Source organism: Proteus mirabilis ATCC 29906 (assembly GCF_000160755.1).
Lineage (GTDB): Bacteria > Pseudomonadota > Gammaproteobacteria > Enterobacterales > Enterobacteriaceae > Proteus > Proteus mirabilis.
The window spans coordinates 603,156-618,595 of sequence record NZ_GG668576.1 but is presented as its reverse complement, the minus strand read 5'-3'; the positions used below and the strand labels follow the sequence as shown (position 1 = coordinate 618,595).

The 15,440-nt window shown below is 34.6% G+C and carries 17 protein-coding genes; 11 read left to right on the top strand and 6 right to left on the bottom strand.

The genetic code is table 11. The features are described from left to right. Positions 1-39: 39 nt before the first annotated feature. Together sra and cutA are read right to left on the bottom strand one after the other, a co-directional pair. Positions 40-273 carry a stationary-phase-induced ribosome-associated protein gene (gene sra, locus HMPREF0693_RS02855; protein ID WP_004243316.1) on the bottom strand — a complete coding sequence of 78 codons (234 nt, stop codon included), beginning with the start codon at positions 271-273 and terminating at the stop codon, positions 40-42. Between the two features lie 406 nt (positions 274-679). After that, positions 680-988 (bottom strand): divalent-cation tolerance protein CutA, encoded by a 309-nt coding sequence (gene cutA / locus HMPREF0693_RS02850; protein WP_004243315.1) that lies wholly within the window; start codon positions 986-988, stop codon positions 680-682. A gap of 368 nt (positions 989-1,356) precedes the next feature. On the opposite strand from cutA, the gene HMPREF0693_RS02845 reads away from it, so the two are divergent. The 4 genes from HMPREF0693_RS02845 (at position 1,357) to HMPREF0693_RS02830 (ending at position 4,852) form a co-directional block, all read left to right on the top strand. Further along, positions 1,357-2,340 carry a sugar-binding transcriptional regulator gene (locus tag HMPREF0693_RS02845; RefSeq protein ID WP_004243314.1) on the top strand — a complete coding sequence of 328 codons (984 nt, stop codon included), beginning with the start codon at positions 1,357-1,359 and terminating at the stop codon, positions 2,338-2,340. A gap of 264 nt (positions 2,341-2,604) precedes the next feature. Continuing rightward, complete coding sequence (gene modA, locus HMPREF0693_RS02840; protein ID WP_004250908.1) at positions 2,605-3,360, top strand: molybdate ABC transporter substrate-binding protein; 756 nt, start codon at positions 2,605-2,607, stop codon at positions 3,358-3,360. A gap of 98 nt (positions 3,361-3,458) precedes the next feature. Then, positions 3,459-4,235: an ABC transporter permease gene (locus HMPREF0693_RS02835; protein WP_004243311.1), complete on the top strand. Its 777-nt coding sequence runs from the start codon at positions 3,459-3,461 to the stop codon at positions 4,233-4,235. Beyond that, positions 4,229-4,852, top strand: a complete 624-nt coding sequence (locus HMPREF0693_RS02830) for an ABC transporter ATP-binding protein (protein ID WP_004243310.1) — start codon at positions 4,229-4,231, stop codon at positions 4,850-4,852. The genes HMPREF0693_RS02835 and HMPREF0693_RS02830 overlap by 7 nt, the downstream gene beginning before the upstream one ends. Positions 4,853-4,871: 19 nt before the next feature. On the opposite strand, the gene HMPREF0693_RS02825 is transcribed toward HMPREF0693_RS02830, so the two are convergent. Next, positions 4,872-5,564 carry an XRE family transcriptional regulator gene (locus HMPREF0693_RS02825; protein ID WP_004243309.1) on the bottom strand — a complete coding sequence of 231 codons (693 nt, stop codon included), beginning with the start codon at positions 5,562-5,564 and terminating at the stop codon, positions 4,872-4,874. A 107-nt stretch (positions 5,565-5,671) separates the two neighbouring features. Then, positions 5,672-5,929 (bottom strand): hypothetical protein, encoded by a 258-nt coding sequence (locus HMPREF0693_RS02820; protein ID WP_004243308.1) that lies wholly within the window; start codon positions 5,927-5,929, stop codon positions 5,672-5,674. 770 nt (positions 5,930-6,699) lie between these two features. Here HMPREF0693_RS02820 and HMPREF0693_RS02815 point away from each other — a divergent pair. Together HMPREF0693_RS02815 and HMPREF0693_RS02810 are read left to right on the top strand one after the other, a co-directional pair. Continuing rightward, positions 6,700-7,107, top strand: coding sequence for a DUF4878 domain-containing protein (locus HMPREF0693_RS02815; protein ID WP_004243305.1), 408 nt, complete (start codon positions 6,700-6,702; stop codon positions 7,105-7,107). Further along, positions 7,104-7,658: a YiiX/YebB-like N1pC/P60 family cysteine hydrolase gene (locus HMPREF0693_RS02810; RefSeq protein ID WP_004243303.1), complete on the top strand. Its 555-nt coding sequence runs from the start codon at positions 7,104-7,106 to the stop codon at positions 7,656-7,658. The genes HMPREF0693_RS02815 and HMPREF0693_RS02810 overlap by 4 nt, the downstream gene beginning before the upstream one ends. 98 nt (positions 7,659-7,756) lie before the next feature. Here the strand turns inward: HMPREF0693_RS02810 and HMPREF0693_RS02805 are convergent, their stop codons facing one another. After that, entirely contained in the window at positions 7,757-8,545 is a 789-nt protein-coding gene (locus HMPREF0693_RS02805; protein ID WP_004248258.1) for a glucose 1-dehydrogenase, read from the bottom strand. A 385-nt stretch (positions 8,546-8,930) separates the two neighbouring features. On the opposite strand from HMPREF0693_RS02805, the gene HMPREF0693_RS02800 reads away from it, so the two are divergent. Next, positions 8,931-9,644 (top strand): RNA ligase family protein, encoded by a 714-nt coding sequence (locus HMPREF0693_RS02800; protein WP_004243300.1) that lies wholly within the window; start codon positions 8,931-8,933, stop codon positions 9,642-9,644. Beyond that, positions 9,631-10,767: an AAA family ATPase gene (locus HMPREF0693_RS02795; RefSeq protein WP_004243299.1), complete on the top strand. Its 1,137-nt coding sequence runs from the start codon at positions 9,631-9,633 to the stop codon at positions 10,765-10,767. Before HMPREF0693_RS02800 ends, HMPREF0693_RS02795 begins: the two co-directional genes overlap by 14 nt. A gap of 99 nt (positions 10,768-10,866) precedes the next feature. Here the strand turns inward: HMPREF0693_RS02795 and HMPREF0693_RS02790 are convergent, their stop codons facing one another. Beyond that, on the bottom strand, positions 10,867-11,352 hold the full coding sequence (locus HMPREF0693_RS02790) for a DUF4822 domain-containing protein (RefSeq protein ID WP_004243298.1): 486 nt from the start codon (positions 11,350-11,352) through the stop codon (positions 10,867-10,869). Between the two features lie 1,006 nt (positions 11,353-12,358). Between HMPREF0693_RS02790 and HMPREF0693_RS02785 the strand changes: the two genes are divergently transcribed. From HMPREF0693_RS02785 to HMPREF0693_RS02775, 3 genes are all read left to right on the top strand, one after another. Further along, positions 12,359-13,579 carry a PfkB family carbohydrate kinase gene (locus HMPREF0693_RS02785; RefSeq protein WP_004243297.1) on the top strand — a complete coding sequence of 407 codons (1,221 nt, stop codon included), beginning with the start codon at positions 12,359-12,361 and terminating at the stop codon, positions 13,577-13,579. Between the two features lie 26 nt (positions 13,580-13,605). Next, positions 13,606-14,343, top strand: coding sequence for a glutamine amidotransferase (locus HMPREF0693_RS02780; RefSeq protein WP_004243294.1), 738 nt, complete (start codon positions 13,606-13,608; stop codon positions 14,341-14,343). 131 nt (positions 14,344-14,474) lie between these two features. Further along, entirely contained in the window at positions 14,475-15,440 is a 966-nt protein-coding gene (locus tag HMPREF0693_RS02775) for a DMT family transporter (protein WP_004243293.1), read from the top strand.

Genomic DNA, 15,440 nt, shown 5'->3' with positions numbered 1-15,440 from the left:
AATAAAAGTTATTTATAATCTAACATTAGGCATAAGTAATTAACTTACTAGAAGATAATCTGGATAAGCATCGGTTAATTTCATATAAATACGCTTATTTTGCGCATTTTTTCTGAAATCTTGTTTTAAACAGATCCGAGTTGCATTTTTTAACTCTGCGGGAAGATTATCACTTTCTGTAGGCGTAATAATGGAAAAACGCACTTTCTTTTTAGACCGACTTAAATTATAAGGTAAACCTAAAATACGTCTTGCGACTCTGTTTGTTTTCACAACTCACTCCTTTTTTACATGTAATATAGAGAAAGCTTGTTAATTATAACAGAAAATAACTAGGGTAAGATATCGGTTAAATTTATTCTTTAGGATAATAACCTATAAAAACCAGTTTGTTGTTTTTTTATTTTTTCCTTTGCTCATTAGCGTATTATTGTTCATTTCCTTGACTTATAAAAATTTAATAATAATTTATTGTTTATATTTTTTCTGTGAATATAAAGATGATCTCAAAAAGAAAAGTTTTTAAAAATGATTTAGCAGTTAAATAGTAATTAATCTTAATATTTTACTTTGTTTATTTGTCTCATTATTGAGATTATAAGTGTTGTTTTATTTACAATATTCTATCATTTTTATCACAAATAAGATGAAATAGCATGATAATGCAATGAAATAATCATTAATTTAGGCTTTGATGTATCCATTCTAGATAACCATGAAACCCATTTTCTATAGGGACAATAATGACTTCTGGTGTATCGTAAGGGTGCATTTTTACTAGTGTATCAATCAAAATCTGTTGTTTTGAACTCTCGCTTTTGATCATCATAAGTACCTCATTATCTTCAACAATTTCATTATTCCAATGATAGATAGATTTGATATTAGGAAGGACGTTAATACAAGCTGCAAGCTTCGCCTGTATAAGATGGTGAGCTATTTCATGGGCGACAGTTTCATTAGGGGCTGTTGAATAAGCGATAATCATATTTTTCCTCTGTATTAATGAGTCTATGGTTAATTTGTTATAGGGTAATTAACTTTAATATCATCAAAATAAAACTTTTTAAAACTTAACGCTAAGATTTCTCTTTTTAACCGAATAAAAACATATTTTCAAAAAAAACTTTCTCGATATGAGATAATTACGGCATTATTAAGTGGATTTTACATATTTTGAGTTTCTTTTTGTAAAGAAAAACACCCATTTGCCGATATTAGTAGTTGTTAAATGAAATGTATCTAATTGTGTTATAAGAACATATTCAACAAAAATTGTTATTACCTTCTGCAATATCGTAAATATAAAATAAATTAATTATTAATAAGATTTATAAAAAAATAGTGGGGTTTAAAATGGATAATAATTCGCTAAAAAATGCGAGTTTATTTGATAATGATCCCGTTCTTTATGCTGCATGGCTTTACTATCAGGACGGACTCAGTCAAAGTGAAGTTGCAAATATTATGAGCGTTTCTCGAGTGACTGTTGTGAAGTATTTACATCTCGCGAGAGAAAAAGGTTTCGTTAATATAAGCTTGGATTCATCAGTATTTTCTACGATTGATTATTCAATCAGAATAAAAGCAAAATTTAATCTTAATAATGTGCTTATTTTACCTGATGAAGAAAAGAATAAATCGCAACAAACATCAAATATGAATCGAGAAAGATTAGCTAAAGCAGGGGCTATGTATCTTTCTCAGATAATCAGCAATGATGATATTTTAGGCGTAGCTTGGGGAAGAACAATCCATAAACTAGGGCACTATCTCCCCACTAAAACACTAGAAAATGTCACTGTGTTACAAATGATTGGGGCTGTAGCTCCACAACCTGATTTTACTACTGCGGAATCTGCCGCTTTGATCGCCAATAAGTTTTCAGGTTGCAGTATTAATTTGCATGTACCGGCTGTAGTGTCAAATGCACGTTTGGCAATGGAGCTACAAGCAGAACCCATAATACGGCGTAATTTCTCTGCTTTAAATCAATGTAATAAAGCTTTGTTTGTAGTGGGTAATACTCAAGATGACAATCCTTTGATTACAACAGGCGTACTCACCACAAATGAGATGGCACAATATCGCGATTTAGGTGCTGTTGGTGTCATTTGTGGTCGATTCTATGATGCACAAGGTAATCCTCTGCTTTCTGATATCGACCTTAGAATTATGGGAATTAGTCTTGCACAGTTAAGACAGATCCCACAGCGTATTTTTATTGCTGGAGGCGTTGAAAATGTTGCTGCAACCATAGGCGCAATAAAAGGGGGATATGCTACAGATATTGTCATCGATGAAGTGACGGCATTAGCATTATTGGAATTGAGTATTTAATAGTGAGATCCTCGTTTAAACGAGGATTTGTTATTAATATCGCTGTTATTTTTCATCTAGATCGCTTATCAAAATATGAGTGATTATGTATTTTTATTCTAGGTACAGAGTGATAAAAATATCTTAATAAATAAATTAGAGATGAAAAGTAAAATGATAGCTTGCTAGCACTTTGCTGTTTTTTTCTTACTAAGATCTTGCCTTAATTTCTCATATCTATCATTATATAAAAAATTATATAACGATATTGTGTTTGAGGATGTTATGAAACGCCAAGTTTTGGTAGGTTTAGGTTTTGCACTAGGATTATTTTGCCATAATAGCTTTGCTGTAGAGCTTCATCTTTATGCTGGCGCAGGATTAAAACAGCCTGTAGAGCAAGTTGTTGGTCTATTTGAAAAAGAAACCGGCAATACAGTGACTATCGAATATGGCGGTTCAGGCCAAATTCTTACACGCTTTAATCTCACTCAACAAGGTGATCTGTTTTTTCCCGGCTCTCAAGAGTATGTAGAGAAGTTAGCGAAACAAAATCAGGTGGTTAGCCAATATCCTATTGTGCGTCATATTCCTGTTATTGCTGTCAGAAAAGATAAAATCGGTGAGATCAAAACTATCACAGATCTTGCAAATAGTTCATTGAAATTAGGTATGGGAGATGCAAAAGCAATTGCATTAGGTAAAAGCGGTGAACAATTAATCGAAGCGTCAGGCCAAGGTGAGCAGTTACGAAATAAAGTGGTTGTTCGTACAGCAACCATTAAACAGTTACTTATGTATTTATTAAATGGTGAGGTTGATGCTGCCATTATTGGTTACGCTGATGCAATGAAAAACCAAGATAAATTAGTTTTATTACCCATACCTGAAGGAAGCCCCGAAGAAATTGCGACATTAGCGGTATTAAAAACTTCAACAAATCCCACACAAGCACAACAATTGGCTGATTATTTTTCTCGTCCCGAAGGAATAAAGGCTTTTACTGATTATGGTTTTCTACCTGTTATTTCAAAACCATAGATTTTTCTCACATTATTTGTATTTTTGCCACCGGCTCACAGGTGGCTTTTTTCATTTTTACAATAAATGTCATTAGTAGATTAAGAGAAGGCTTCACTGTGTATCGTTGGGCACTAATACCACTTTTATTATTATTATTTTTGATATTGGGATCACTTATTGCATTAATTTGCCAACTCTCTTATCACGAACTCACCATGGTTATTACTGATGCTGAATTTCATTTTGCCGTATTGATGTCACTGAGCACCGCGTTAACATCATTGTGTTTAGCCGTGCTCTTAGCTGTACCTGCAGCTTGGGTGATGGCAAGATCGTCATTTAAAGGACAGCGTTTTATTGATGCGTTACTCGATTTACCCTTAGTCACGCCTCCTTTGGTAATAGGTATTGGATTATTATTATTGTTAGGTCATCAAGGACCTTTAACAGGGGTTTTTCCTCAATTATCTCGTGCCCTTTTTTCTCCCTTAGGGATTATTATTGCTCAAACATATGTTGCAAGTGCAATCATTATGCGTAATAGCCTTGCGGCGTTTAAAGCTATTGATCCTGCTTATATTCAAACCGCACAGAATTTAGGATTAACACCAACAAAAACGCTTATTTTGGTTGAGATCCCACTTTGTTGGTCTGTATTAATCAGTGGTTGTATTGTGGCTTTTTCTCGAGCATTAGGGGAGTTTGGGGCAACATTAATGTTGGCAGGGGCCACACGATTAAAAACAGAAACCTTACCAATGGCAATCTATTTAAATATAGCGAGTGGTGATTTCTCGCTTGCGATAGGTTGCGCTTTAGTACTGATAGCAATTGCAATTACTCTATTGTTTGCTTTACACCGTTTACAGCGTGATAGGAAATTAGCATGTTAACCATTCACTCGTTGACTACCGGTATTTTAACCGAGGTTTCATTACACCTAGAGCAAGGGGGTTGTTTAGGGATCAGTGGCTCATCAGGTAGCGGCAAAACAACGTTACTCAATGCTATTGCGGGTTATACCGGCTATACAGGGGATATTGTTTTAGCTAACCAAAATATGAATAAATTACCTGTTTGGCAGCGCCCCTGTCGTTATTTAAATCAGCATCTTTATTTATTCCCTTTTCTCACTGTAAAGCAAAATTTATGGCTGGCACAATATGCGGCTAAGCAAAAGCGCAGTAAAGAAAAAGAGATAGCGTTACTTGAACAGATGGGAATTGCTCATTTAGCAACACGTTATCCATCTCAAATATCAGGGGGAGAGCAGCAACGAGTTGCATTAGCAAGAGCACTCATTAGCCAACCCAAACTGTTATTAATGGATGAACCCTTTTCAAGTTTGGATTGGGAAACACGTTATCAGCTGTGGGAGCTTATTATCTCATTAAAAAAACAGCAGATAACGATGATAATAGTCACTCATGAGCCTCGTGAATTGCAAGCATTAGCAGATAAAACGCTGTTATTATCTAATGGGAAAATTGTGCAAGAAAGTAAAAACTAAAATAAAAATATGCAGATGATCACCAAGCCATCACAGACCAGTGAATAACGCGTCCCATAATTTTAACGGAGTCAATTTCTGCAAATTCATCAGGAAATTCATCTTTATTGTAGCTACGGATAATTAATTTTCCGCCTGGCTGACGGTAGAGTAATTTTATTCTAAATAATGAATCTTGTTCGATAGCATAAATACCGCCATCCACAATCCGCGTATTACCTGTATCAACGGTCACTGTTGAACCATTTGGAATAACCGGAGACATACTATCACCATAGACGGAAAAACAGATCACATTTTGTGGTGAAGCGCCATAGCGGCGTAGTGTGCTTTTGGAGAATCTCAATTTATAACCATTATGATCTTCGTTAGTACAGCAGCCATCACCAGCGGCAAGTTCAATACTTTTAAAATAACGGATCTCGACTTCATCAGCATTGAGAGGGGTATCGTTATCCCATTCACTGACTGAATGCCATTCATCTTGGGGAGGAATTTCAGACGCGTGTGTTTGTTTATTATCCCCTTCGAGCAACCACGATAATTCACAATTTAACGCTTTTGCTAATTCAGGTAAAAAACGAGGGCGTTTGGTTTTTCCACTCTCAAGCTGTTCAATTGATTGTTGCGTTGTACCCGCCAAGGTAGCAAGCTCAGACTGTGTTAAACCTAACGCAATACGTTTGTCTTTGGTGCGTTTTGCAATAGACATGAGTGACTCCTAATACGTGTCCTTACATATTTTAAGTATAAAGAGTATACCGTAACTAGAAAACAAATTAAATTGTATTTTGTGGGGTGTTCAACGAAAAAGGGTGATTATTTTAATTGAAAGACATCATCGGCGCTATTTGGCGGTGTTAGGTATGGATTTTCATCGGTCACTTCGGGATCACGTAATACTTCACCACAAAAAATATAGAGATCGGGTCTTTTCTTTTTGAGATAGTTTAAGCGAATAGTACATTCATCTTTGGTATAAATGGTTTCTGTTACTGGAACCGCATCACAAGAATCATGCCCGCATGGACTGACTAATAAAACATAACCGACCAGCATGAGCTGTGAAGTAAACATAGCATACCCTTTTAACTATTCATGTTTGGTCATTGAAATCAGATGGCTAGATTACCTATTCATGATCCAAAATGCAGTTTCTATTTATCTTAAATTGACTTAATGGTGTAAAAAGGCGTATTGTGTCACAAAATTTCTAGTCTTTATTTGTATTTTACACCGAAATGTTATAGGTCTACTTAGAAAATCGTGTTGTCATATCATGATTAAATATTAAAAAACAAATAGATTTGTTTTATTGAGATAAACATTATTGTAATTTTGTATCACTATCGTAACTGATTTTGCAACATACTGTATTTGTGTGTTTTAAAATAAGCTTTGTCAATGATATGGCATTTTACCTATTTCGCTAACAGATAACTATTTTTATTGAATGTGTTAATGGCGACAGCGTGATGCGTTGCCGATCCTCTTTTTTCGAGATTAAAATACAAAAATAGAACATAAAAAAGTTTTATATGGCAATAATGTTTCTGCTCACTTTTAGATTCATTATATATTCAATATTTTTTTATAAATATAGATAGAAATATTTTACTCGATTGTTGGGAGGGTTTTTTCAAATATTTTTTACTAGGATTATTCTATATTAAAAAAAATTCATGACGAAACCTATTAATGTCACGTATAATTCCGCGATAGAAAAGTTATTTTTCTATTGTACAAACATAGTTTATAAATAAATTAGTGTGTTGTATGAGATGGTTTTCCTTTTTATATAAGATGCTTATTGTATTAAATTAAATATTTATGGTGATGGTGAATTTATGTTAAAGAAAATGATGGGATTTATGTTTCTTGCGGTGGCAATGATGACATTATCTGCATGTGGTGATAAACAAGACGAAGCAGGAAAAGCCGCGGTTGAATTTATTGAAGCTGTCGCTTCCGGTGATGGTGATAAGGCTGTGTCATTAATGTATTTTGGTGATTTAGAAAAAGATCCAATGGCAGAGCAAATTACCGGCAAATTTAAAATGATCGTTGCCGAAGCGGGCAAAAAAATTAAAGAGCAAGGTGGCTTGGGTAAGGTTGAAGTAGCAAAAGTTGAATACAGCGAAGATAAAAATAAAGCCGTTGTCACACTCAAAACAGTGTTGAAAAATGGTGAAGAAAAAACAGAAAATCAAAATATGATCAAAGTTGATGGCAAATGGAAAGTTGAAGTTAAGTGATAATACGCTTTACTCTTGCATTAACTTTATACTTAGCGAGCACATTGACTGTGCTCGCTTTGCCTTATCAGTTAAAAAGTGGTGATCTGGTTTTTCGCGATGGTGATGAAGTTATTAGCGACATAATAAAGCAAGTTGATAACAGCGGTTTCAGCCACGTAGGAATGTTGTGGATAACTGAGCAAGGTATACAGGTTGTTCACTCAACACCCAGTGAGCATGCTGATAGTAAAGATGGTGTTACTATTGATAGTTTGGATTTCTTTATCAGTCGTGCTAAGCCTAATTCTGTACGCTTTTACCAAGTGCGTGGAAGTGAACAAGCTCGACAACAAGCGTTAGAAGCTGTTTTAAATCGAGTAGGGGAAAACTTCAGTATTCAGCAAGATAAAGGTGTTTATTGTACAGAGCTGGTGGCTGATGCATGGTTAAAAGCAGGGGTTTCTATTTCAACGGGCACACGTACATTACATATGCCGTTTATTTCTGAAAGAGCACTTATTTTTCCTGATAATATTATCCATTCCGAAAATGTTATTTTGATTGAATAAAATAAGGATAAAAGCCTTCTTCCCAAAGAATAAGTATAAATAAACCGCAAAATTTGGAAAGAAGGTTATCTTAACGGTATGGACGACAGTGAACGGCTTTAACCTTTTCCACCTTGAAATGAAGGATAAAGTGTCATACCGCCATCAATGAAAATAGTTTGTCCAGTAATATAAGTAGATTGCTCCGATGCTAACCAAGCAGCAACATTAGCCACTGCTTCAGGCTCTGCGGCATATTTCATTGGGATCATCTCTTCTAATTCTTTGCGTAACGCATCATCTTGCATTTTTTCTTTATTTATTGGGGTATTAATAGCACCTGGGCCAATGGCGTTAATACGAATACCATAGTGTGCATATTCAAGAGCCAGTGATTGCGTTAACATTCTCACGCCACCTTTACTGGCAGCGTAACTAGCAAAAGTCGGCCATGGGATCACTTCATGAACAGAAGACATATTAATAATATTGCCTTTGATCTTATTCTCAACGAAATATTTCAATGCGGAGCGAGCCGTTAGAAAATAACTGGTTAAATTTATATCAATAATTTTACGCCAATCTTCTAAATTCACTGCATGGGAAGGGGTTTGTGTCTCAATTCCCGCATTATTGATCAGAAGATCGAGCTGACCAAAGTGGTCAATCGCTTTATAAATAAAGTTATGAGCAATTTTTTCATCACTAATGTCACCGCCAAAAATAATCGCTTTACCTTTACCATGTTTATTTAAGCTATCGGCTAATGCTTGAGCTTCATTTTCATCAGAGTGATAGTTGATAACAACGTTCATTCCTTCTTGAGCTAATCTCGTCACTACTGCTGCACCAATTCCTCGTGACGAACCTGTTACTACAGCAACTTTTCCTTGAAGATCATGATACATACTACCTCCCATGTGCAATATCGTTATGTAAACAGCGACTGAGGATTAAGATATTTATCATTATTTAAGTATAAATACCCATGGAGTGACATTATTAGCGTTGTCACCCTATTAAGGATAGATGAACAATCATCATGGAGTGTTAAATAACGAAAAAAATTGAGAGAAAATGAATAATAAATATAAACATTTTTTTCTAGTGCTATCTTGATAATACAGGTAGTATGTTAAAAATTATTTCTTTTGTTATTTTTGAGTTATTAGGTTGTGGTTATGTAATACGCATTAAGGCACTGAAGATAAATAGTGCAAATACAGATAAATATACTCACTGAATTTTAATATAAATTTAGTAGGGTTCCTGTTACTTAATGAGTATAACACAATGAATAATCAATCAAAAAAATATGACAGAACATATCACTATCCTTTTTCACCAGGCACAACAAGCGATGATCGTATTAATGCCAATTGGTGGCAAGATATCTGTAAAATAAAGCATCTTATTCATACTGAAAAATTAGATGGTGAAAATAATTGCTTAAATCGAATGGGGGTTTTTGCTCGCTCTCATGCGACTCCGACACAATCTGCATGGACAGTACAACTACGCCAGCGTTGGCAATCCATCAGAAATGATTTAGGTAATTTAGATATTTTTGGTGAAAATCTTTATGCCATTCATTCTATTGAATACCAACATTTGGAAGAGTATTTCTATGTTTTTGCCATACGTTGTCAGGATAAATGGCTAAGTTGGGAAGAAGTGCAATTTTATGCCACTTTATTTGATTTACCCACCGTACCGGAAATCTCGCTACCAAAATCGGAAAATAAAATAGAGTTTGAAAAGAATATTATTTTACACGCACAAAAGCATAGCTCTTTTCAATCACGAGATGTGTTAACCAAGAAACCAAGTGCGATGGAAGGCATTGTCACACGAGATGCTCAAGCATTTTCATTAGATGAATTTTCACATCGGGTGTTTAAATATGTGAGAAAAGATCATGTTAAAACAGATGTGCATTGGAAACGTAATTGGAAAAGAGCGCCACTGATTTGGGAAAAAACACAGGAGTCTCATGATGCTTCATAAAAAATTACATAGCGAAATGTCATGGGAACAACTTGGTGAGTACTATGATGAAATTAGTGATATGTCCGGTGTTAGACAAGATCCGATCCACCATGCTGAAGGTGATGTAGCTATTCATACACAGCAGGTGATCCACGCTATAAAATCACTCCCTGAATACCAAGAGCTGTCAGAAAGAGAGCAACAAATTCTATGGATTGCAGCACTTTTACATGATGTAGAAAAACGTTCAACTACCCGTGAAGAGAATGGGCGAATTATTTCGCCAGGCCATGCTCGTAAAGGAGAATTAACGACAAGACGTTTTTTATATGAAAAAGTGCCGGTTAGCTTTATTGATAGAGAACAGATTGCGGCATTAGTACGCTATCACGGATTACCTTTATGGTTAATGGATAAACCCGATCCTAAAAAAGCCTTATTAGCGGCTTCGTTAAGGGTAGATTGTTATTTATTGGCATTGCTGGCTAAGGCGGATGTTCTGGGACGAAGCTGTGAAGATAAGCCCTCTTTATTGGATAAAATAGCGTTATTTACACTTTACTGTGAAGAATTAAATTGTTGGAGAACACCCGCACGATTTATTTCTGATGGCGCTCGATTTCACTATTTTCATAGTGAAAATAGTGTCGATCCTCACTATGAACCTTATCCTGAGCAAGGAAGTGAAGTTATTGTGCTTTGTGGGCTACCGGGAATGGGCAAAGATAGTTATATTCGCCAATATTGTGCAGATATGCCTGTAGTAAGTTTAGATGCATTACGTCAGCAGCATAATATAAAACCAGATGATCGTGATGCGAATGGATGGATTGCACAACTTGCCAAAGAGCAAGCGAGAATATATTTAAGAGAGCATAAGTCTTTTGTTTGGAATGCAACAAATATTACTAAACAAATGCGTAATCAACTTATTGCTCTGTTTTATCGTTATCAAGCTAAAGTGACATTGGTATATATTGAAGTACCTTATTTGCAATGGAAAAAACAAAACAGCGCAAGAAAGGAAGCGGTTCCCGATAAAGTGATGGAAAGAATGTTGAGCAAACTGGAAGTCCCAACACCAGAAGAAGCGCTTAACGTGATTTATTGGGTTGATGGGGAAGCTCAAAATTTGATTTAAGGCTAGTTATATTAAGGTCATACAACTAAAAAAAGGGCTATTTTACTTACCATAAAATAGCCCTTAATTATTTATAACAGGTGAAACAACGTATTATGATTATTTCTTAACGTGATGAATAATATCAAAATAAACAGTATTATCCCCTTCAGTTGGGTAAATACGATAGGTATACTCATCATTATTGATGGTGATATTTTCTACATCACGAGTAAATAGTGTTTTTCCTTGTGCATCTTTGGCAACTAATGTACGCGTTTTTCCATCATTAGACATTGACCAATCCCCTTGCATTTTTTGTTTACCTTCAGGGGTAAACATAATAAAAGTGCCATTAGGATAATATTCTGCTAGGCCAAAATAATTACTGACTTGTGGATTATTAGCGTCAACTTTATTGCCTTTCTCGTCAATGGCTTGTGTGGTAACCCAAACTTTTTCTACCATGACTTTTTCATAATCATTGAGATCTTTTTGTGCTTGAGTTACGCCCTGAACTTGTTGTGTTGTGCTGGTGCTTTCAGCGGCAAAAAGAGAAGCACTAACACTTAATAATGAAATAGCAATAAGTGATTTTATTTTCATAGGTATATCCTTATGTCTTTACGTTGTGTATTTATCAGATTATTGGTGCTCAATTTATATTTATAATCTTAGACACTAAGTTTAAACATCGCTAGAAAATAAATGTGTCGGAATATGTCTGATAAATAGGTTGTTTTACAATCTATTTAGGTATTAGATATTTTAGAACACATTATTGCTGATTTTATCTTCTTGAATTTTGTGATTTTTAGTTTTTATATCTAAGTTTTTGTTTTTTGTTGGAGTTATATTTTGTATCAGTGAGTTGCTGTTAGTGCTTTAGTATTCTCAGCTATTTACAAAATAAGCCAAAGATTGACGAGTAAAAAAATAAATCAATAAATAAAGCAAGATTTTTACTTACTTTGCCTACTTAAAATAGGTTATTTATACTTAGTTTGTTCAATGACTGTTGTTATTAATGTTATCTACCTCACAAAATGAGACAATAAAAACTGCTTCTATTTTAATCATTGTGTCTGTATTTCTAATTATAAGTTGACATGATTAATTTACATTATCATTGGCTATACATTTGAATGGTAAGAAGAATTGTACTAATTTATGAACTATAAAAATGGATGATTAATTTATTTTAAGCTTTGTTCGATTCACTAAAATAGTTGGTTATTTAAACATAGTGATGATTATTTTTATTTTTGATTATTCTAATAACTCTAAATTATTATAAAATAAGGTTTTTATTTTTTATTGTTTTTTAAGTTAATTATTTAAGTTTTAAAAAACAAATAATTAATATTAGATTGTTTTATAATCAATATAGTGTTTGTTATTTTATTATTTGATTTTATTTGTGTTTTTATGAGAGGGGAGATGGCTTCTATATATTAAGTAATCTTATTACTATCATTATTTATTTCTGCTTTTTTTTGTTTTTTATTTTTGTGTTTCTGCTTTTTTTTGCTTTTAATAAATAACATATGATTGTAATCACAATCCCATAACAACTAATAAATTAAAGTTGTTGCCATAGAGGTAACATTAAATGAAAGCAGAGCGTCATAAAAAAATTGTTAATCTGATCAAAGGTCATGGTGCAGTAAAAGTTTCTGTTTTAGCAAAAGAGCTTAGTGTTACCAAAGAAACGATACGATCAGATTTAAATACATTGGCTGAGAAAGGAATAATTAAAAGATGCCATGGTGGGGCCTTTATTGAATTTGAAACATTAGACAAAGTTGCCAAAAAAGAAATCATACAATTTTTAGAATGTAATGATCAAATTGATAAAATTAATTTAGCGGGGCAGCCGGCAGTAAATAAAGTATGTGTATTAGGTTCATTTAATGTTGATATGATTAGTTATTTGCCCAGACTGCCAGAAACCGGGGAATCTTTATTGGCGAATAAATTTATCTTCTCACCAGGAGGTAAAGGATGTAATCAAGCATTAGCGGCAAGTTATGCTGATGCACAGGTGCATTTTATCACCAAAATCGGTACTGATCAGTTTAGTGATTATGCAGTAAATTTTATATCGTCATCAAGAATAAAAACATCAACGATATATCAAACTGAAAATCATCAAACTGGAACAGCATCAATCTTTGTGTCAGAAGAGAGTGGTGAAAATATTATTTCTATTTATTCAGGGGCTAATATGGATATTTCTTCTGATGAGGTAAAAATACAAAAAGATAAAATTATAGATGCCGATATAATTTTATTGCAATTAGAAACTAATATTGAAGCATTAAAGGAAATTATTTCAATCGGGAATGAAAATAATATTCCCATTATTTTAAATCCTGCACCTTACAATAAAGTTATTGATAAGCTATTGCCAATGTTAGATATATTAACACCTAATGAAACAGAAGCCAGCTTATTATCAGGTATTGAAGTTGTTGATTTAGTATCTGCTAAAAATGCAGCCAATGCTATTTATCAAAAAGGTGTTAATAAAGTTGTCATTACTTTAGGTAGTAAAGGTTCATTAGCTTATGACGGTTATAAATATATTTACTCACCAGCTTATCCTGCGGTGGTAAAAAATACAGCGGGCGCTGGTGATGCTTTTAATGGTGCACTAGCAGCCTCATTAGCAAAAGGAAAGCAGTTTTCTTACGCGTTACGCTATGCATCAGCTTTTGCATCACTAGCTGTTGAGACGAGTAATGCTTCAGAAATGCCTGAAGATATTAATGTCATGCATCGCATCAATCAAACAACATATTCACAGATTGTCACTCAATCCCCTGAATAAATAATCTTTTTGAAAGAGGAAAAAAAATGAAAATCTTATTTATTGGTGAGTCATGGCACATTCATATGATCCACTCAAAAGGCTACGACAGTTTCACTTCTAGTAAATATGAGGAAGGTGCCACTTTTTTATTAAATTGTTTAAGGGAAAAAGGGGTAGCAGTTGATTATATGCCTGCACATACCGTTCAGGTCGCATTTCCTCAGACTGATGAAGAATTAGCAAAATATGATGTCATCGTGATCAGTGATATTGGTGCTAATACTTTCCTCTTGCAAAACGATACTTTCTACAACATGAAAGTACTTCCAAATGCATTAGGGCTAATTAAACAGTTTGTTGCTAATGGTGGTGGCTTATTAATGATTGGCGGCTATCTATCATTTATGGGTATTGAAGCGAAAGCAAACTATAAAAATACCTTATTGGCACAAGTGTTACCTGTTGAAATGTTAGAGGGTGATGATCGTGTGGAAGCCCCAGAAGGAGTATTCGCAACTCCAGTTAATGCAGAGCATGCCACGATAAAAGGTTTTAGTGAATGGCCGATGTTCCTTGGTTATAACAAAGTGTTCGCTAAACATAACACTGAAACGGTTTTGAATATTGGCGAAGATCCACTACTGGTGTTTGGTCAATTTGAAAAAGGAAAAACAGCTTGTTTTATGAGTGACTGTTCACCGCATTGGGGGAGCAAAGAGTTTTTAGCATGGCCACATTATGCTGATATGTGGGTCAATATTCTAAAGCAAATCGCACGTTAGTTCTTAATAACAATAGCAGTAAGAAAAGTAAAAAAGCGCGGAGATACACTCTGCGCTAATAACAAAATAACCGATTACTTGAAAAATAAAAAAGAAATCACTCATAGTCAATAATCCAAAAGGAACATCTTATGAGTACAAAAAATTTATCAACACCCTTGCTGATGGTAGCAACTGTGTTAGCAGGGATGCTATCACCAATGCAGTCTGCGGTGAATGGGCAACTGGGACATGTATTAAAAGACGGTAATGCTAGTGCAGTTATCTCTTTTGCCAGTGGTTTAGTGGTCATGTTTTTTATCATTATGTCCAAAAAACAATATCGTCAGCAATTTGCTTCTATTCCGACATTAATTAAAACACGTAAAATTCCATTATGGAACTGGTTTGCTGGCCTCTGTGGCGCAATGGTGGTTTTTTCTGAAGGAGCATCAGCCAGTGCATTAGGAATAGCTACATTCCAAACAGCATTAATTTCAGCACTGTTATTATCAGGTTTATTATGTGACCGCTTTGGTATAGGTGTGGATGAGAAGAAATACTTCACCCCATATCGTGTATTAGGTGCCGTATTAGCTGTTGTTGCTACTCTTTTTGTCGTTTCTCCGCAGTGGCATTCAACCTCTTTTATTTACTTAGCTATTCTACCTTTTTTAGCGGGTTTATTAGCGGGATGGCAACCAGCAGGTAATTCAAAAGTGGCTGAAGCAACAGGTTCGATGATGGTTTCTATTACTTGGAACTTTATTGTTGGATTTACTGTTTTAACGATTGCGTTAGTAGTACGTATGGCGTTAGGGCATATAACACTGGAGCTTCCTGCTACATGGTGGATGTATTTAGGTGGGCCTTTAGGGTTAATGTCTATTGCATTAATGGCTATTTTAGTACGAGGCTTAGGGTTACTAATGTTAGGTGTTGCATCAACTGCGGGCCAATTACTGGGTTCAGTATTAATTGACCTATTATTACCTTCGTTGGGAAATACTGTTTATTTAGTCACAATCATCGGTACGTTATTTGCCTTAGTCGGCGCCATTGTTACTACCATTCCTGAGTTTAAAGCGACTAAATCAGTAAAAAGAGCAGGGGCATAA